Raw genomic sequence first — 19,822 nt, 5'->3', positions numbered from 1 at the left:
TATGTATTCCGAATTATGAATTATGCATTATGAGTTGTGAATTATGAATTACATCGGCATGCATCCGTGCTTTTTAGCTGGCAGATTCTGTCGTTTCGTTGCCAGTTGTGCCAGACCTCGACAGATGCGGAAGCGTGTATTGCGCGGTTCTATCACATCGTCGATATAGCCATATTGAGCTGCCTGATAAGGATTGGCAAACATTTCGGTGTATTCCTCTTCCTTTTCGGCCAGGAACGTAGCTACATCTTCGCCGGCATCTTTTTTCTGTTTGGCCTCTTTCGCACAGAGAACGGCTACGGCACCGGATGCTCCCATCACGGCAATTTCGGCTGTCGGCCAAGCGAAATTAAGGTCAGAGCGAAGCTGTTTACATCCCATCACAATGTGACTACCGCCATAACTCTTGCGGATATTGATGGTTATCTTGGGCACTGTGGCTTCGCCATAAGCGTAGAGCAGCTGAGCACCGTGCAAAATTACGGCGTTATACTCCTGTCCTGTACCTGGAAGGAAGCCCGGAACATCGACTAAACTGACGATGGGGATATTGAAAGCGTCGCAGAAACGAACGAAGCGGGCGCCTTTGCGTGACGCATTCACATCGAGAACGCCTGCATAACTGGCTGGCTGATTAGCCACAATACCTACGCTCTGACCATTGAAACGAGCAAAACCGGTGATGATATTCTTTGCAAATTTCGGTTGAACCTCGAAGAACTCACCGTTATCCGTGATTGCGGAAATCACTTTGTACATATCATAAGCCTTGTTCGGATCGTCGGGTAACAGTTCGTTAAGGCTGTCTTCCATCCGATCGATCGGGTCTTTGCATTCGATGCGCGGTGCCTCTTCTGTATTGTTCGACGGAATATAACTCAACAATGTCTTGATTTGTTGCATTGCGTCTTCTTCACTTTTCGCCGTGAAGTGTGTTACACCGCTTTTCGTAGAGTGGACAGATGCTCCTCCCAAATGTTCCGAGTCGATGTCTTCGCCCGTAACGGTTTTAACGACTTTCGGACCGGTAAGAAACATATAGCTGGTATTCTCCATCATCAGCGTAAAGTCGGTGAGGGCAGGAGAGTAAACGGCACCGCCTGCACACGGACCGAGTATCGCTGAGATCTGTGGAACAACGCCCGAAGCCAGGATATTACGCTCGAATATCTCGCCATAACCGGCCAATGCGCAGATGCCTTCCTGTATACGGGCACCACCCGAATCGTTCATACAGATCACAGGAGCTCCCATCGTCATCGCCATATCCATAATTTTGCAGATCTTCTGAGACATCGTTTCCGACAGAGAACCGCCGTTTACCGTAAAGTCTTGGGCGTAAACATAGACCAACCGGCCGTCGATCGTAGCAGAGCCGGCCACGACTCCGTCGCCGAGATACTGCTTTTTCTCCATCCCGAAGTTGTGACAACGGTGGAGTTTAAACATATCATATTCTTCAAAACTTCCTTTGTCGACAAGCATATCAATACGTTCACGAGCTGTGTATTTGCCCCGTTCGTGTTGTTTTTGGATGGCTTTCTCGCCACCACCGAGACGAGCTTGCTCGCGTTTGGCGACAAGTTCTTTGATTTTCTCTGTTTGCTTACTCATAAATTAATTATTGGTTTCTTTGTCACAAAATATGTGCAAAGATACGAAGAAAAACTGATAATGGTCGAAAGAAGACCTATTTTTATCGCTTTTTATGTATACTGCCAAGACGGAAAATCGTATGTGGAAAAACAGAAAATAGCGACTGGAAAAAGAGGTGTTGTATTTCGTATTGCGAAAAGCCGTTAATCATCGTGTGTTTAACGGTTAATTGGTGTGCGTTTAACCGTTAAACGTACTGCGATTGATGGTTAATTGAAGATTGTTTTGTATGTACTTGATAATTAGATTGTTATGCTCTGTTTAGAAGATGATGAACAGATGGCCTACTTTCATTTTATGTTCTTTTGTTTTTTTTGCCAGAATCAACTTCGGCACAGTCGTTTATAAGGACAGGTTTCACATTTCGATTTATCTTCCGTCGGTGAAAAAGGAACGTCTTGATTATATATTTCGCCGAGCAATGTTTGCAATTGCGCTTCAAATTCATTGCGATAACGGTCGGCATCGATGATTTTTTCTTTACCGAGCAGCAGTATCGGATCGTAGTTCTCGCCTTTGGCGTGCTGGATAAAGAGGAGAGCGGGACTTACGGGGAGACCTTCCGGATTCCATTCTGATGATTTTTTAACAATCAATGAATAAAGAATCGTTTGCAAAAAATAGTCTGTATGTTTAGCGCGTAATTCTTTTCCTTCGAAGATTTCTTCGATTGTGGTCGTGGCTTTCGATGGTAAATTACCTGTCTTATAGTCTATAACGCGGATTCGTTCGCCATCGGGCTGCTGGTTGATATAGTCCATTCTGTCGATGAAACCGCCCACTTTGAGGGATAATTGTTCGTTTCCGCTGTCGAATTTGACCGTTGTGTATACCTCTTGTTCAAGTGCTTTGATGGCGAAAGGCGTGAGACGACGGTCTATTTCAAGCAGTTGGTGCAGGTAACTGATGATGACTTCGCGATTAATGAGCTGCAAACCATTGTATTCGGGGCGGAATCCTTGACGGTCTACTTTGAAGAGTTCTTCTCTGAAAGCCTGGTCGACGATACTATCCAATAGTTCGCTGTGTTTGAGAATGGCGTCGATATCTGCTGTGTGTATACTGTAATTGCGGTTCATAAAACGGCTGTAAATCAGTTCGGAAGCCCGATGAAAGATGTTGCCGAATATCCGGTTGTCGATCAGATCGTCGTTTTCGGTGTCATCAGGCTCCTTGATTCCCGCGATCATATTGTAGTAAAATAGTAGTTGACAACGGATATATCTGTTGATGGCTGTGGGAGAAATTTTGTCGAAAGAACGTAAAATGGCCATCACATTATCGTCTTTTGCGATGACTTTCGATTGTAAAACGAGCGGAATTTGTCCTGCCTGCAAGGCTTCTCGGTGGATATCTTGTCCGCTTTCCACCATCAGTTGGAGCATAAAACGGCTCATTTCACCGCTGTGTCCATCTTCCGTTGCACTGTTGTAGAGCAGCGTTACGTCCGTAGCTCGTTGCAAAAGGCCGTGAAAATAATAAGCGTAAATGGCCACTTTATGATCGATCGTGGTCAGATCGAATGCTTTGCGGATGGAATAGGGGATGAATGAGGAGTCATTTACACCCTTCGGCATATTTCCTTCATTGCAAGAGAGCACTAAGATATGTTCGAAATCGAGGTTGCGAGTTTCTAAAACGCCCATTATTTGAATTCCGACGGCGGGCTCGCCGTGGAACGGAATGCTTGTGCTCTTGATGAGTTGGTTGATCAATCGCTGATAAGTGATCAGGTCGACGACAAGATCTCCTGCCTCAATTAGGTCGGAAAGGCGATTCATCAGTGTGTACATTCGGAAGAGAGACTCCTGAAATAGCGGGTCGACTTCATCTTTTGCATTTTGTCCGATACGTTTTAAGAGATTAAGTATCCATTGAGATAATCTCAGGTTTTGCTCTGAAACAGAGCAACTTTCGAGTTCTTCGAATAGTGTAGAGAGACCTTCGTCAACGGCCAATTCACTACGATTGGGATAGTAGCGTTTGTGACTGTTCAACTCACTCAGTACTTTTGCATATTTGGGTGATATATAGCGGGCGTAAGGATGACGTAAAACGGTGTTCACATAATGCAGTCGATAGCGGTCGGATCTATCGGGATGGCCGGCTGTTTGCAAGGCAATCAGCTGGCTGATGAGCGATGAAATGGGCGATTGCGACAGTGGATATCCCATTGTTATATTTACTTTCGTTACATCGGGGGGCAAACAGTGAATCACCGTTTGTAACAGACTCTCATCGCAAAGCACGATGGCCGTTCGTCGATCAGCTGTAATTCTGCCGTTCTGTCGCAACCAGTCGCTGATATATCGGGCTTGAATGTTCTCGGTAGTTGCCGATATATAAGTAATGTTTTTAGGCTTTTGCAGGTTGGCGTAGATATTTTTATCGGTTCGGTCCAGTTCGTTCGGGAAAGTGGAAAGATATTGCCTGACGAAGTGTCCGGCTTCATTCAGTGCAGAGTCTGACATATAATAGTTGTCGAAATCCCAGTAAAACTTAGCTTTCCCGGCCTTTTTCAGTCGGGTGAACAGTGATTGATCTACGCGTTGAAGAGCGTTGAAACCAATAAAAATATATGTTTCATAGCGAAATTTGATGGTTTCATCGGTAACCACTTTGCGGTAAAGTGCACCTTCATAAGTCAGTCCTTGTTCCTCTAATCGCTTGTTGAAACTATTGTAAATATTGTCGAAATGACTCCATAAATTGAGAAATCGTTTTTTCAACTCGCTGTTGTGATTGTCTGAGAAATTACTGAAAAACTTTTTGAGAATTTCTTTTTGTTCATCTGATAGGTAAGAAATATCGTCAAACTCGTGGATGTCACGGAGGTTGGTGAATATCTTTTCCGCATCGGCTAAATTCTTATCGATATCATCGAAGTCGTTGAGCAAGAGTTGTCCCCAGCCATAGAAATGGTCGAGAGACTCGTCCGAACTTGTGCATTGGATAAATGTCTTGTAGAGATCACAAATTAGTTTGATGGGATCTCCGATCATCAACGAGCTGTGTTGACGGTATAACTCACTGATAGTAATGTATGATGGGCTCCAAATCGGTTTGTTGGCGATACGTGCCAAGTGCTCGTTCAAAAACAGAGAAGCACGTTTATTCGGAAAGACAACAGCTATTCGGGAAAGATCTGTACCGTATTTTTCGATAAGATCTTGGGCTACAAACTCTAAGAATGTTTTCATTTCACTTCTTCAATAACATTGCTATATACAAACCATAGATATCCTTTGACATTCGGATATCCCATTGTTCGGAGCAGATTCATATATCCTCGCACTTGATTTTGATACTCGGGGCGAGGCTTTCCGAACTTAAAGTCTACGACAATCATCTTTTTCCCGTCAGTCATTACGCGGTCGGGACGGTGCTCCTGTACCTCATTCGTATCCGGGTCGATGGATAGCATCGTGCATTCATTGAACAGTTGCCATTTATCTGAGAACCAATCGGCTACGCGCTTGTCGTCAAGCCGTTTGCGAAGCATATCGATCAGTCGGTCTTGGGTAATGTCTTCATTATATAAGATGCCGTTGCTTTCTAATTGGTTGAGGGCCGGTTCGATGCCGGCCGCAGTGTGAATAGTGGAAAATAGATTGTGAAGCACACTGCCGATTTGAATATATGACGAGGCTTTTTCATTGCTTTCGTCTTGCTTGGTGAAATCGCGACTTTGGTTACTTTGCTTGAATTGCACGCAGCTTTCATAGTTTTCGATATTTAATGGTCTGACCGTGATGGGCGAATTGAATACGTTGGCAGTCTGTTTTGCGTTTCTTCTCGTGTCGTCTACGGATAAATGACCATAGTCAAAAGTGAGATTTTCGCCCATTTCATCGCTAAAATCGGTGTTTATAGTGCTATTTAAACTTGAATTTAAGTTGTCGAGACACTGTTCGATGATGTAAGACCGACTGTTTTTAGCATTTCTTTTGCCGAAGACAAATAGGTTTTTGCTGGCCCGAGTGAATGCAACGTAAAGCAGATTGAGATTATCCACACTGTTTTGCAAGTGTTCGTGACGGTAGTCTTGTTCGTAAATCGTACCTTTCATCTGTTTAGATGAGAAGTCAATCGGTACGATCGGTAGTTCGTTGAACGGCGCTTCGTTGGGCGAACACCAGATTGTCGAACCGTATTTTTCGAGTTTCCAGTCGCAGAATGGCATTAACACGTTGTCGAACTCCAAACCTTTACTCTTGTGAATCGTGATCAGTCGGATACCATTTATTTCGTTGCTCTGAATCGTCTTACGGTGAATATTTTCGTTCCATTCTGTGACAAAGTCATCAATATCACCCGTATTGTTGGCAAGATAATCGTTTACTTGGTCGTAAAAGGTGCAGACATATGCACTCTGTTCATTCAATCGGTTGAGCTGGAAAATGTTGTAGAGTTTTTCGATGAGGTCAAATAGAGGCATTGCCAATAGTCTTTCACGTTCCGAAAGATATACTGTCGGAAGATAATGAATGGCTGTTCGCTTATGTATTAATAACTCGCTGTCTTCCAATTTGTTATTAATGATATGCTTTTGATATGCTTTAATTAGATTTCCCGTGGCTATCTGATCTTCCGGATGCGTCAAAACGTGGAGCGCATCAATAATAATGTTTACAGCAAGAGAGGTGTCCAAGCGGAAGGCTTCATCTGAAATGAGTTTTATTTCGGACATTTCCTGTGCGAAATAGTCGGCTATTTGTCGGATGGTTTTATTGAATCGAACGAGGATTGCCATCTTTTCGGGAGGAATTCCGCTATCAATTAGCTCTTGGACAGTGTCTTTCAGCCGTTCCATCATTTTACTTTGATAGTCTTCTTGGGGTAAAAGTTCGATGTGAACAAGACCTTCGGCGGGGCGATTCGTCGGTATTTGCTGCTCGACATCTGCATAGGCACGCTTCAATTCTTCTGCTCCTGTCGGGTAATTTTCATTTTGTTGTGCGTATTCAATGGATGCCGCCGCCTTGAAAAATGTGTTGTTGAACTCTATAATATGCCGATTTGATCGATAATTAGTATCAAGATGGCGAATGCTGACGGTATTTTTGCGGTTGCCGAATTCATTTTCAATGTTGTTGAGAAGCCTCCAATCGCCCGATCTCCACCTGTAAATGCTCTGCTTGACATCGCCGACAAGCATATTTCCGGTGCCTTGTCGGCTCATACATTCAAGTAAAAGAACTTTGAAATTACACCATTGCACGGTACCAGTGTCTTGAAATTCGTCGATCATTATATGTTCGAGCTGGGCTCCGATCTTCTCAAATATAAACGGGGAATCATTATCCACAATGAGAGCGTTCAGTAATGACTGCGTGTCATTAAGTAAAAAGCGATTGGCATCTTTGTTGATCTCACGCACTTTTGTATCGATGCAGCTAAGAAGTCGTAACTGGTTGAGGTGTTGCAACGTGAGAACGGCCGACTTATACAGTTTAACTTGCTGTGGCCGAATACGTTCAATGTCTTGTAACATCGGCCATAATGTACTTTGAACAAGTGCAAAAATGGGGTTGTCGGGCCGTCTTTCTTGTTTCTTTACCCACGTTTCTGCACCCTCCATCGCGTCTAAAACGCGTTTGGTAAGCAGTTTGTCGTCGTCTAAGATACCATCTTTCAACTTCTGAAAATAGCTGCAAACACCGCTTGTTCCATAGGAAAAGTCGTCAATGGACAAGCCATTCTCGTCCAAAACATCAAAGAAACTTGCGACATATTGCTGCAAATGTTCCATTGATTCGTTTTTGATCTTATGCAGTTTAGCCGTATATTCCGTAAAGAAATCCTTGCGATTGAGCGCCGTATTAAGACTTTTGCTATTGGATTTGTAGACGTCTTTGAAGATGTTTCGACCGAAATCCTTAATCTTTCCGATAACATTCCAACTCTTATCATCCTCTATATTGTCGCGGATGTAGCTCATAATCCAGCGTAATATCTCGCTATTCGGCTCCAAACTCTCAATTAGTTCGTCAACGGCTTGCTGTTCTACTTGGTCGTCATTGAGTTCAAGCCGTAGGTTAGCAGTAAGATCCAGCTCTCTTGCTAAGTTACGAAGTACACTCTGAAAGAATGTATCGATGGTTTCAACTCTGAAATAACTATAATTGTGTATCAGATAACTGAGAGCTGTCCCGGCTCTTTTGGCGGCGATGGAATCAGTAATTTTGAGCTCATTCGTTATCTTTTCCATATAGCTTTGAGAGTCGGGTAGCTGCTTCCAAATGCCATATAGTTGACTCAAAATGCGCATTTTCATCTCTTCTGTGGCCTTATTCGTGAATGTAACAGCCAATATTGATCGATAAGATTGCGGATTAGCGATGAGCAATTTGATGTATTCCGTGGCTAACGTAAAGGTTTTTCCGCTACCGGCACTTGCTTTATAGACTGTCAATTGCTGTTGTAAAGAGAGCATTTCAAGATGATTTGATGAATGAAAGGAGGTGAATGAGCTACCAATGGCGGAACAATTCCAATCCGAATTTACATCCGAAGCCGCTGAATTTACCATTTTTATTGGCGGCAAAGAGTCCTACTGAGAATAAGCGTGTGGTGAATCCATATCCCAATTCGAAGTAAGGATGAAGACGTTTGACCGACAGTGCACTGGCGTAAATACGTTCAGTCTCGATGAAACGGCCTACCCACGGTAGGCGACTTGTAATTAACAAAGGACTCTCGTATGTGACATTGGCCCGCACATAATATTCAGACTCATTGTACCATTTGCTGTTCAGGAGTTCGAACTCACCGCTCCATTCGTCATTCCAACCGCCGGGAATGTTGTTCTCACGGAAGTTTGCGAAGTCAAGAAAGTATGAATTGTGGTCTTTCCAGGTGTAAAATCCTGTACCTAAACGCAGTGAAAGACGCTGTAATCTACCCATATTCCGAATGTATTGGCCGTCTATTTCCCATCGTTCATAGGCCGTATTGTCTCGCCGTCCACCGCGAATACTTCGTTCATAATCCATTGTTAGGATTGGACCTTTCCATCCGAGAGGGCGGTACTCAAGCTCTATTACGGGGGCGAAAGAGCGATAATTGTAGGTCAGTCCGGCTCTTTCAAAGGCTACTTTGTTTAAAGCTGTGCGCCGATGGAGGATGAAACCGACTTGAAAACCAAATTTATCGGAGATATCATAGTTGTTGACTACTCGCAGACTCATATCTTTAAAGGTATTGAGATGCGGTTTATAATCTTTTGTCGTATCGTTATCTTCGATATGATCAGACACAGATGTATTGGTAATTCGGTCTCCGTTGTTAAACTCTATTTGAAGAAATCCATTGTGATGTTTATTATAATAATAGATGATTGGCACACGCATATAAAACTGATGCTGCTTAAACGAATAGCCTGCTTTCACTCTCGCCCAGAGTTCTGAGTTGTCTGAGAAGTTATAGCTGCCACGAATGTTGAACTTATAAGTAAATCCTCGCCGATGGCTGTAACCCATATACAATGGGTTTGCAATGGGATTGATACGAATATAGCCCTGGTTCTTATCGCCGAAACTGGACTTAATGCGATTGACAAGATGGTCTCCGATGATGTCCCAGAGGATGGTTTTAAGCTTGCTCTTCTTTTTTTTCTTTACGGTTTCTGTGTTTTTGCGAGCTGCAATCTCGTTATCTCGATCATAAATAGCTTGTTCTTCGCTGCTCAGAGTGTCAGGACGAACCTGTTTTATCAATGCAATATCGTCTGAATCGACGATGGAGTCGGGTAAAATTTTAGGCAAACCGTAATATGCAAGATATTTAGCTCGGGTTAGATTACCGATGAATTTAAACTTACAATCAAGTTCACACTTTTCCGGAAGCAGTGATTTCTGTTCCTTTTTACCCATTATCAAGTGGAGCGTAAAGTTGATCATGTCATATTCTCCGCTGAATGTCATCTCAATAACACGGCCTGTTGCGTAATCGACTAACGCCGTGCCGCAAATCAACTGCGTATTATCTTGTCGGGGATTAAAGGAGACTCTTGCCGTTCCATTCAGTAAGAAAGTTACTTTATAACGATAAAATACGTGGTTCTGTCGATTGAACGGTGAGAGCAGATGATTCTCAATGATGGTCTCATTATAGATTTGTGGCGTGAGATACTTCAACAGTGTAGGCATCGTTTTATGATGATGAGGGATGGTTGTCAATGCAATTATCCGTTGGGTGTTGAATTGTCTCAGATCACTGAACGTTATTTTGTCATACGCCTCACTGATATATTTGCGATTATTGCCGTGTGCAATGAAATACATCGACGGTACAGCTAAAAGCGTAAAGTTTCTTTTCTCCACATTGATTGTATGCCGTCGATAAGAATATGTGTACGAATTGTGCAGTCCGGTGGTATCGACTGTTAGGGGATAGTTGTAAATACGGCGGATCATCAAGGTGTCTGGGCGAACCTTTGCAGCCACACCTGTTGTCCATATCAGGGCTATCAGTGTGATTCTGAATATGCGTTTGCATAATATGTTCATCAGAATTGTTTGACGACAAAGGTAATAAAAAATCCCCACCTTTGCAAAAAGGCAGGGCGATATAATTGAAAGTGAATGTCAAAATCTTATCCGAGATACTTCATCAGAATCTTAACATTGCCGCTGTCGCGCAGTTTGGCTATACTCTTTTCACGAATCTGGCGTACGCGTTCACGTGTCAGCCCCAGCCGATCACCTATTTCTTCCAATCCTTTTTCGTGACATCCGATACCAAAGCACTCTCTGATGATAGTGATTTCACGTTCTTTGAGCACTTTATTGAGTACTGTGTTCAGTTCAAGAGCCATACTTTCGTGGTCAACTTGTTTATCTGTGCGGCTGTCATCGCCCGACGCCATTACATCTAACATACAGTTCTCCTCTCCGTCTTGGAAAGGAGCATCGATACTTACGTGATGTCCGTCGGCCATTAGGCTCTGCCCGATTTTCTCTTCGTCCAATTTGGTGGCTTCCGAAAGCTCGGATACAGAGGGGTGGCGTTGATTTTCCTGTTCGAATTTATTGATTTCGTGGTTGATTTTGCTCAATGAGCCAACTTGATTCAACGGCAATCGCACGATGCGACTTTGCTCGGCGATGGCTTGCAGAATGCTTTGTCGAATCCACCACACTGCATATGAGATGAACTTGAACCCGCGAGTTTCATCGAATTTCTTAGCAGCCTTGATCAGACCGATGTTTCCTTCGTCGATGAGATCGGTCAGTGAAAGTCCCTGATGTTGGTATTGCTTGGCCACGGAAACAACAAAGCGCAGATTGGCTGTGACGAGTTTCTCCTCAGCTCGTTGTGCTTCGGGGCCTCCTTTTTTGATTTTCTGTGCCAAGTCGATTTCTTCCTCAATGGAAATAAGCGGTGCCCGTCCGATCTCTACAAGATACTTGTCTAACGCTTCACTTGAACGGTTAGTTATACTCTTCTGAATCTTTAATTGCCTCATCTTAAACCTCTTACTCTATATAACCGTTTGATAATCAGTTAAATAGTTAAATCCTTTCCTAAAACCCCGCAAATTTACTAAAAATAATGATAAGTCGGTGGCTTTTCTTTGATTATTTGTAGTTAAAAATACATAAACTGGAATAATGAATAGGTAAAGGGGAGTAGGGTGTCGATGGTAAGTTTGTTTTTGAATCCATAAGAGTCGATTTGGGGTGAATTAGCTCTGATTTTGCGAGATACCTTTAAATAATGTGCGATTAACGGCTTTTCAGCGTGCAATTAATTGTTAAACAGCGTGTGATTAACGGTTAAACGCACGGTAATTAACGGTTAGACGACGGGTAAAAAGCCGTTAATTGGAAACGGAAAAATAATATATTGTAACTCTAAGACATACAGATAGTTAGAGAAACGGTTGAATATAAGAAAAGACTTAAAAGTGAAGCGTTGTGTTTTAGGAAAGATTTAGAGCGGTAAACGAGGCTCGAACTCGCGACCCCCAGCTTGGGAAGCTAGTGCTCTACCAACTGAGCTATTACCGCGGTAAGTGTATTTAAGACTTTGAGCCGATACCCGGACTCGAACCGGGGACCTATTCATTACGAATGAATTGCTCTACCAACTGAGCCATATCGGCGTTCTTTCTTATTGAAGAAAGGTTTCCCTGCCTAATTGCGAATGCAAAGTTACGTGTTTTTTTCTTATGAACCAAATAATCATTATACTTTTTTCTTTTTTCGTTTATTTGTTATCCTATATATAATAATAAGGTATAAGTCTCGTTATTCAATTGATGAAAAAAGGACGAATATTCTTCTTTGTAGTGTTATGGGCTGCATTCCTGTCTTCGTGTGCAAATGAGGATTCTTTTCATTCCTCGTCGGATGCTCGCCTGTCGTTCTCCGTCGATACGTTGTCTATGGACACCGTGTTTGCCAAAGTACCTGCGGCGACCAAGACATTTTGGGTCTATAACCGGTCGAGAAGTGGACTGCGCTGTGCCAATGTTCGGTTGGAGCGAGGCAATCAGACTGGATTTCGTGTAAATGTAGACGGTATTTACTTAGGTGAAACGACCGGATATCAGACGGGAGAAGTGGAAATCCGCCGTAAAGATAGCATACGAGTGTTTGTCGAAATGACTGCCAATGCCACAGGTCAGGCTGTTCCCAAGAAGGTGGAAGACCATTTGGTGTTCACGTTGGAAAATGGAGTGCAGCAGCGAGTGAGCCTCAAAGCCTATTCGTGGGATGCTCTTTTGTTACGGAATGTGCACATTAAGAGAGATTCGGTGATGGCGAGTAAGAAGCCCATCATTGTTTATGGAGGAATCAAAGTGGACAGTGCCGCCACGCTGACGGTTACTGCCGGAACAACACTTTATTTTCACGCGAATGCCCGGATGGATGTTTTTGGTAGGTTGTTGGCTGAGGGAACGGCTGCACATAATGTTGTTTTGCGTGGCGATCGCATCGATCGGATGTTCGATTACTTGCCTTACGATCGTGTAAGCGGGCAATGGGGCGGTGTTCGGTTTCATTCCTCTTCTTACGGAAATGTACTTACTTATACGGATATTCACAGTGCTATGGATGGTGTCTGGGTCGATTCTTCCGATGTAAACCGACTGAAATTGACGATGAATGCGGTTACTATTCATAATCATAAAGGTTATGGGCTGGCCGTAAATACAGCCTATGTGAAATTGATTAATTGTCAGATAACCAATGCCTTGAATGATTGCTTCTTGCTGAAAGGCGGAAAGACCGAGATCAATGGATGTACTTTCGCGCAGTTTTACCCCTTTGATGCCGAGCGAGGGGTGGCTTTTCGTTTGATGAATGGAGGTCATTCGACGTTGAACTTACAGTGTCGGAACACGCTGATAACAGGTTTTGCCGATAATGTTTGTGTAAGAGCGTTCGGCGACCGACCCGCGGAGGGCAGCTATCTGTTTAATCATTGCGTGATCCGTATGCCCAAAGTGACAACAGAAGACAGTGTACATTTTACGCAAGTCATTTATGAAGATGTTGTTGATACGGCTCGAACTGGGGACAAAAACTTCGTTAAGATAGATACGCGAACAATGAAATTTGATTTTAATTTGCGTCGTTCAAGCATAGCTGTGGGGAAGGCAGATTCTCGAACGGCCCCAGTCGATGATCGTAGAGGAGAAAAACGCGATGAGAAACCGGATATCGGGGCTTTTGAATATAGGCAGAATAGGAGATGAGGATTCGGTAGTAGAGTCGAAAGTAGGAAGTAATTAAGGAGTAAGGAGATAAGTAATAAAGGGGGAAGTGATGAGCAATAATTTATCAAATCAGTAATGGAAGAAATACACTTGGATATTAAAATCGAGCAGTATGCAATGGAAGAGCTGTCCGATTCGGAACAAGAATTGGTGCGTTCAGCTATTAAGGCCACGCACAATGCGTATGCCAATTATAGCCGTTTCTATGTAGGAGCGGCCTTGCGATTGGCTAATGGACAGATCGTTATCGGTGCTAATCAGGAGAATGCGGCATTCCCATCGGGCTTATGTGCCGAGCGTTCGGCTATCTTTGCAGCCCAGTCGCAACAGCCCGAACAGCCGATTACGACTTTGGCTATCGCTGCCAGCAATGACAAGGGTCTCTTAAAAGATCCGATTACGCCTTGCGGTGCGTGCCGACAAGTGATTTTAGAGATGGAAGATCGGTATAAACGACCTGTCAGAATTTTGCTTTTCGGTGCTCGGGCGGTATATGCCGTGAATAGTGTTAAAGACTTGTTGCCATTGTCTTTCGTAGATGCGAATATGCGATAGATGATTGATAAAAAAAGGAAATGCCATCATACGGAGATCTGTATGATGGCATTTCCTTTTGGATGAATTAGTAACTGCGTGCGATAATGACGCGATATTTAGCGGGTTTACCGCTTACCATATCCACGCCCGGTGTCTGTTCGGCATTGAATGGCACGCAACGAATAGTGGCTTGTGTGTCTTCTTTGATCTTAGCTTCAGTCTCTTCGGTACCGTCCCAATGGCAAAGGAAAAAGCCGCCATCTTTGATTCGCTCTTTGAACTCATCGTAGTTGTCGCAGGCGTAGATGTGCTCGTCGCGAAATTTGAGTGCTTTTTGGAAAATGTTTTGCTGCATTTCATCCAGCAAATTCTTGACAAATTCAACGATTCCGTCAATAGGTTTCGTCTCTTTTTCGAGCGTATCACGGCGCATTATCTCTACTGTTCCGTTCTCAATATCACGTCCTCCTATTACTAAACGTACGGGAACGCCTTTCAACTCATAATCGGCAAACTTGAATCCGGGTCTTTTGTTGTCGGCATCGTCATATTTTACGGAAATACCGAGCGCACGAAGTTCGTTGATAATTGGGATTACTTTCTCGGTAATTGCTTGCAGTTGGTCTGCTCCTTTGGTAATAGGGATGATGACGACTTGTATTGGAGCCAGTCTCGGAGGCAACACAAGACCATTGTCGTCGCTGTGAGTCATAATGAGTGCACCGATCAATCGGGTACTGACTCCCCACGAAGTAGCCCACACATATTCGGGTTTGTTCTCCTTGTTGAGGTAAGTTACATCAAAAGATTTAGCGAAATTCTGTCCTAAGAAGTGTGAAGTACCGCTCTGTAAAGCCTTTCCGTCTTGCATCATAGCTTCGATCGTATAAGTGTCTAAGGCTCCGGCAAATCGCTCGGTTTCGCTTTTGACACCCCGAACTACGGGTACTGCCATCCATTGTTCAGCAAAATCGGCATATACATGCAGCATTTTCTTGGCCTCTTCTTCGGCTTCTTCGCGCGTGGCGTGTGCCGTATGGCCTTCCTGCCAGAGGAATTCCGAAGTGCGAAGGAAAGGCCTTGTGCGCATTTCCCACCGCATTACGTTGCACCATTGATTACACATCAGCGGCAGATCACGCCAAGAGTGGATCCAATTCTTATACGTATTCCAGATGATTGTCTCCGAAGTGGGACGGATAATGAGTTCTTCTTCAAGGCGTGCAGCAGGATCTACCTCTACACTATTGCCGTCTTCGCTTGCTTTTAACCGATAATGGGTCACTACAGCACACTCTTTGGCAAAGCCTTTGACGTGTTCTGCCTCGCGTGATAGAAATGATTTAGGAATCAACAGCGGGAAATACGCATTCTGTGCACCCGTTTCTTTAAACATCTTGTCAAGCTGTTGCTGCATCTTTTCCCATATTGCGTAACCGTAAGGTTTGATTACCATACAACCGCGAACGGCCGATTGCTCTGCTAATTCGGCTTTTACGACCAAGTCATTAAACCACTGACTGTAATTGTCTGAGCGCTTGGTCAATTCTTTTAATTCTTTTGCCATAAGACGTCTTGATATTCGTTTTAGGGAAATCTATATCTGTTTTTAGGCGAAATCCCATTATTCAACAAACGATTTACTGTAATTTTGTGGCAAAATTACAAAAAAATGTTGGCAAGTATGTATGAATACGGAAAAAGAATTACCTTTGCAGCATTGTTTTAAGGGGAATAGGTAAAAGTTAAAATAGTAGTTCAAAGGGATAAAGATTATGAAAAGGATGAAGTTTGTAGCCCTATTTATGGGGCTTACAGTTATTTTTAGTTGTTCTACCAAAACAGGAACGGGTGCTTTGATTGGTGCCGGCAGCGGTACGTTGATTGGTGGAATCATCGGTAAGATTGCCGGAAATACGGCCGTGGGTGCCGCTATCGGCGGTGCGGTTGGTTCCGGAGCAGGGGCTCTGATAGGCAGACATATGGACAAAGTGGCTGCCGAGACGGCCGCGAAAGTGAAAAATGCTAAGGTGGAAGAGGTAACGGATAACAATGGTTTGAAGGCTGTCAGGGTAACGTTTGATAGTGGAATCTTGTTTGCTACCAACAAAGCGGTATTGAATCAGACCTCCAAAAACGAGTTGGCAAAGTTTTCTTCCGTGCTCAAAAATAATAATGACTGTCACGTAGATATCTATGGCCATACTGATTCAACAGGTAATGACGGTATCAATGTGCCTTTGAGCAACAGCCGTGCACAAAGTGTTGTGAATTATTTAAAGCAGTGCGGTGTTCCGGCTGGGCAGTTCCAAAATGTTGAAGGTAAAGGAAGTTCTGACCCGGTGGCAAGCAACAGTACAGCGAGTGGTCGTCAACAGAATCGTCGGGTAGAGGTGTTCCTTTATGCGAGTCAGGCTATGGTAGACGCCGCTAATAACGGGACATTGAAGTAATTTATGATTTTCAATTAACAGAAAGGGCAGACTCGATGTCTGTTTGTAGGCAGGATATAAGATTATCAGCCATAAACAAACGAACGTTGGGCCTGCCCTTGTATGTGTAATAATAGTCTTACTGGAATGAAAATGATAAGAAAGATTTTTAGATGGGGCGTCAGCCTCTTTTTCAGCTCAACGATATTGGTCGTCGTAGCTTATCGTTTCATTCCCGTTTACATTACACCGCTAATGGTCATTCGCTGTTTTCAGCAAATCGGCGAAGACCAAAGCCCCGCTCTTCATCATCATTGGGTGTCAATAGATCGGATTTCTCCGCATCTCCCTGTGGCTGTAATGGCGAGCGAAGATCAGCGTTTTCTACTGCATCACGGTTTTGACTACAAAGCCATCGAGCGGGCTGTTGCCCATAATTTAGGAGGCGGAAAGAAGCACGGAGCAAGTACAATATCGCAGCAAACGGCCAAGAACGTCTTTCTATGGCCTGGTCGTAGCTGGATGAGAAAGGGCTTCGAGGTGTACTTCACGGCACTGATCGAACTGCTTTGGAGTAAGCAACGGATTATGGAAGTTTACTTAAACTCTATCGAAATGGGTAATGGCATCTATGGAGCAGATGCCGTTGCTGAACAGCATTTCAGTAAAATGGTAGCTGATTTATCGCGTGCTGACTGTGCGTTGATTGCCGCTACGTTGCCTAATCCGCGTAAGTTCAATTCGCAGAAACCTGGCGCCTATATGCGTCTGAGGCAGAAACGAATATTGAGAGAGATGAAATTTATTCCCTCTTTCCCGCGAGAGGGTGAAGAAATCAACCCAAATACCGTGTCGGGTGGTGTGTACAAAAGATCCAAATAAATGGAATTGCTGAAAGATTTGAATGCCGGTCAGCGTATGGCCGTTGAATATAACGGAGGTCCGCAACTGGTGATTGCCGGGGCGGGATCGGGTAAGACGCGCGTACTTACTTATAAAATCGCTTATCTTTTGGCGCAGGGTATGGCGCCGTGGGATATTCTTGCACTCACGTTTACCAACAAGGCAGCCAATGAAATGAAGCAACGCATCGGTCATCTTGTCGGACACGAAGCGGCACGGCGGCTCAATATGGGCACGTTTCACTCTATCTTCTCGCGCATTCTACGTGTAGAGGCCCAGCTATTGGGCTTCAATGCTGATTTTACCATCTATGATGAAGCTGACTCTCGGTCGTTGCTCAAAACCATTATCAAAGAGATGGCGCTCGACGACAAGGTATATAAACCCGCATCTGTGCACAGTCGGATCTCAATGGCAAAGAATCATCTGATTCTTTCGGCACAATACGCACAGAATAAAGAACTGTTGGAGCGCGATCGACAGAGCCGGATGTCGGCTCTCTGGCAAGTTTATGCCAATTATTGCCAGCGTTGTCGTAAAGCCAATGCAATGGACTTTGACGATCTTTTGGTGATGACGCATACGCTGTTTACCGAATATCCCGACGTGTTGCGTAAATATGCGGAGCACTTTCGCTATGTTTTAGTTGACGAGTATCAAGATACCAATTACGTGCAGCAGTGCATCGTTTTGCAGTTGACACGCGAACACCGCTACGTTTGCGTTGTAGGCGATGACGCACAGAGTATTTACGGATTCCGAGGAGCCGACATTGATAATATTCTCGATTTCCAAACGATTTACGAAGAAGCCAAACTTTTCAAGCTTGAGCAGAATTATCGTTCTACACAATGCATCGTTCAGGCTGCTAACAGTCTGATTAAGCATAACGGTAGACAGATTCACAAAGATGTATTTAGCCGCAACGACGAGGGCGAAAAACTCGTTTTCAAACAGGCTTATTCGGATAAGGAGGAGGCCATTATTGTCTGTAAGGAAATCAAACGTATCAAAGCCGTGGAGCGATGTGAGTATAGCGACTTCGCCATTCTCTATCGAACCAATTCTCAGAGCCGTTCATTCGAGGAAGAGATGCGCCGACAGAGTATTCCATATCGTATTTATGGTGGTTTGAGTTTCTATCAACGCAAGGAAATCAAGGATATTATCGCTTACTTCCGATTGGTTGCCAATCCTGACGATGAGGAGGCTTTCAAGCGCATTATCAATTATCCTGCCCGCGGAATCGGCAACACTACGGTTGCCAAAATTGCTGAATCAGCCCGGCAAAGCGGTGTGAGCTTTTGGGAAGTGATTGCCAATCCTGCCGCATATCAGCTGAATGTCAACCGGGGAACCATCACCAAGTTAGACGCTTTCAGGGCTTTGATCAGCAGCTTTATCGAGAAAAAGCAAGACACTGATGCTTATTCACTGGGTCAGGAATTGATTAAGGTGAGCGGAATCAGTGCCGATCTTTTTTCCGAAACCGATCCAGAGAGTCTTGCACGGCAAGAAAACTTGGAGGAATTTCTATCCGGAATGCAAGACTTTGTTGAAAGTCGGCGCGAAGAAGGACAAGAAAATCAAATCTATCTCACCGATTTTCTTCAAGAGGTTTCACTCTTAACCGACCTCGATAGCGATACCGATGAGCAGAGCCGCGTGACATTGATGACGGTGCATTCGGCCAAAGGATTGGAGTTTCCGACGGTTTTCATCGTGGGATTAGAGGAGAATATTTTCCCCAGTCCGTTGTCGACCAACAGCGTCCGGGAGCTCGAAGAAGAGCGTCGCCTGCTTTATGTTGCCATTACGCGTGCCGAGAAGCATTGCATTCTGACATGCGCCAAGAATCGTTTTCGTTTTGGCAAGATGGAGTTCGACACACCGAGCCGTTTTATCCAGGACATCGATCCCGCTTTGCTGCGCATTGAGGGCGAGGCCAACTACGATGATTACGCTTCCCGCTCCTATGTACGCAGCTCCTACAATCGCTCGTCTCGTTTCAAGAATGATGACTTCCGAATTGGTCGTCACTATTCAGCTTTCCGCTCATCGGCTGATGATGAGCTCGATTATGGCAGTCGGATGCAGAACAGCAGACCCGTAGCGGACCAGTTTCGGGCCGATGTCAAACCTAAAATTACAGGTCCTCATCACCACGAAAATCCTGTAAATCCGTTCTCTCCAGCGTTCAAACGTCAACTGAATGCAGGTAGCGGCAATCTCCGCAAACTTGAAGATGCCGTGTCAAACGGCAATCGAACGGTAGGGGAGAAGGGGGCTTCGATGCCCAATGACACCAGTTTACATGAAGGTTCGGTTATCGAACACCAGCGTTTCGGTATCGGGATAGTCACTAAAATTGAAGGAACAGGAGAGAATGCCAAGGCTACCGTAGAGTTCAAAAACACCGGTCGCAAGCAACTTCTGTTGAAATTCGCCCGATTCAAAGTGATTGGGTGATTTTGATAGAATGATAAGTGAAAGTGTCAATAAATCGGAGTGGTAAACGCTCTCACCTTTGCGTTATTTACAGTCGACTGTTACCTTGGATATAAAT

At 44.2% G+C, this 19,822-nt stretch carries 11 protein-coding genes and 2 tRNA genes; 5 read left to right on the top strand and 8 right to left on the bottom strand.

Going from position 1 to position 19,822, the window contains the following annotated elements; translation table 11 throughout:
* Positions 1–48 precede the first annotated feature (48 nt).
* The 7 genes from RWY97_RS03445 to RWY97_RS03415 form a co-directional block, all read right to left on the bottom strand.
* Positions 49–1,614, bottom strand: a complete 1,566-nt coding sequence (locus RWY97_RS03445; protein ID WP_021583959.1) for an acyl-CoA carboxylase subunit beta — start codon at positions 1,612–1,614, stop codon at positions 49–51.
* Between the two features lie 365 nt (positions 1,615–1,979).
* The gene (locus RWY97_RS03440) at positions 1,980–4,856 is read right to left on the bottom strand and encodes a PD-(D/E)XK nuclease family protein (RefSeq protein ID WP_315565539.1); all 2,877 of its coding nucleotides are present in this window, start codon (positions 4,854–4,856) and stop codon (positions 1,980–1,982) included.
* Entirely contained in the window at positions 4,853–8,092 is a 3,240-nt protein-coding gene (locus RWY97_RS03435; protein ID WP_390883254.1) for a UvrD-helicase domain-containing protein, read from the bottom strand. The genes RWY97_RS03440 and RWY97_RS03435 overlap by 4 nt, the downstream gene beginning before the upstream one ends.
* A 37-nt stretch (positions 8,093–8,129) precedes the next feature.
* Positions 8,130–10,166, bottom strand: coding sequence for a DUF5686 family C-terminal domain-containing protein (locus tag RWY97_RS03430; protein WP_315565536.1), 2,037 nt, complete (start codon positions 10,164–10,166; stop codon positions 8,130–8,132).
* 86 nt (positions 10,167–10,252) lie between these two features.
* Positions 10,253–11,125: a sigma-70 family RNA polymerase sigma factor gene (locus RWY97_RS03425; RefSeq protein WP_021583958.1), complete on the bottom strand. Its 873-nt coding sequence runs from the start codon at positions 11,123–11,125 to the stop codon at positions 10,253–10,255.
* 471 nt (positions 11,126–11,596) lie between these two features.
* Positions 11,597–11,669, bottom strand: a tRNA-Gly gene (locus tag RWY97_RS03420).
* 22 nt (positions 11,670–11,691) lie between these two features.
* A tRNA-Thr gene (locus RWY97_RS03415) sits at positions 11,692–11,764 on the bottom strand.
* Positions 11,765–11,920: 156 nt separating this feature from the next.
* Here RWY97_RS03415 and RWY97_RS03410 point away from each other — a divergent pair.
* Complete coding sequence (locus tag RWY97_RS03410; RefSeq protein ID WP_315565535.1) at positions 11,921–13,363, top strand: right-handed parallel beta-helix repeat-containing protein; 1,443 nt, start codon at positions 11,921–11,923, stop codon at positions 13,361–13,363.
* A 96-nt stretch (positions 13,364–13,459) separates the two neighbouring features.
* Positions 13,460–13,939: a cytidine deaminase gene (gene cdd / locus RWY97_RS03405; protein ID WP_315565533.1), complete on the top strand. Its 480-nt coding sequence runs from the start codon at positions 13,460–13,462 to the stop codon at positions 13,937–13,939.
* Positions 13,940–14,006: 67 nt separating this feature from the next.
* Here the strand turns inward: cdd and proS are convergent, their stop codons facing one another.
* Positions 14,007–15,488, bottom strand: a complete 1,482-nt coding sequence (proS, locus tag RWY97_RS03400) for a proline--tRNA ligase (RefSeq protein WP_315565532.1) — start codon at positions 15,486–15,488, stop codon at positions 14,007–14,009.
* A gap of 208 nt (positions 15,489–15,696) precedes the next feature.
* Between proS and RWY97_RS03395 the strand changes: the two genes are divergently transcribed.
* The 3 genes from RWY97_RS03395 to RWY97_RS03385 all read left to right on the top strand — a co-directional run bounded on the left by RWY97_RS03395 (position 15,697) and on the right by RWY97_RS03385 (position 19,725).
* Complete coding sequence (locus RWY97_RS03395; RefSeq protein WP_314740998.1) at positions 15,697–16,374, top strand: YiaD family glycine zipper/OmpA-like lipoprotein; 678 nt, start codon at positions 15,697–15,699, stop codon at positions 16,372–16,374.
* Positions 16,375–16,500: 126 nt separating this feature from the next.
* Positions 16,501–17,235 (top strand): monofunctional biosynthetic peptidoglycan transglycosylase, encoded by a 735-nt coding sequence (gene mtgA / locus RWY97_RS03390; protein WP_315565530.1) that lies wholly within the window; start codon positions 16,501–16,503, stop codon positions 17,233–17,235.
* The gene (locus tag RWY97_RS03385) at positions 17,236–19,725 is read left to right on the top strand and encodes an ATP-dependent helicase (protein ID WP_315565528.1); all 2,490 of its coding nucleotides are present in this window, start codon (positions 17,236–17,238) and stop codon (positions 19,723–19,725) included.
* The last annotated feature ends 97 nt before the right edge of the window (positions 19,726–19,822 follow it).

It is taken from the genome of Hoylesella pleuritidis (genome assembly GCF_963541955.1).
In the GTDB taxonomy this organism is placed as follows: domain Bacteria; phylum Bacteroidota; class Bacteroidia; order Bacteroidales; family Bacteroidaceae; genus Prevotella; species Prevotella pleuritidis.
Note: the sequence above shows the minus strand (reverse complement) of the source record. Positions and strands in the feature narration are given on the sequence as shown.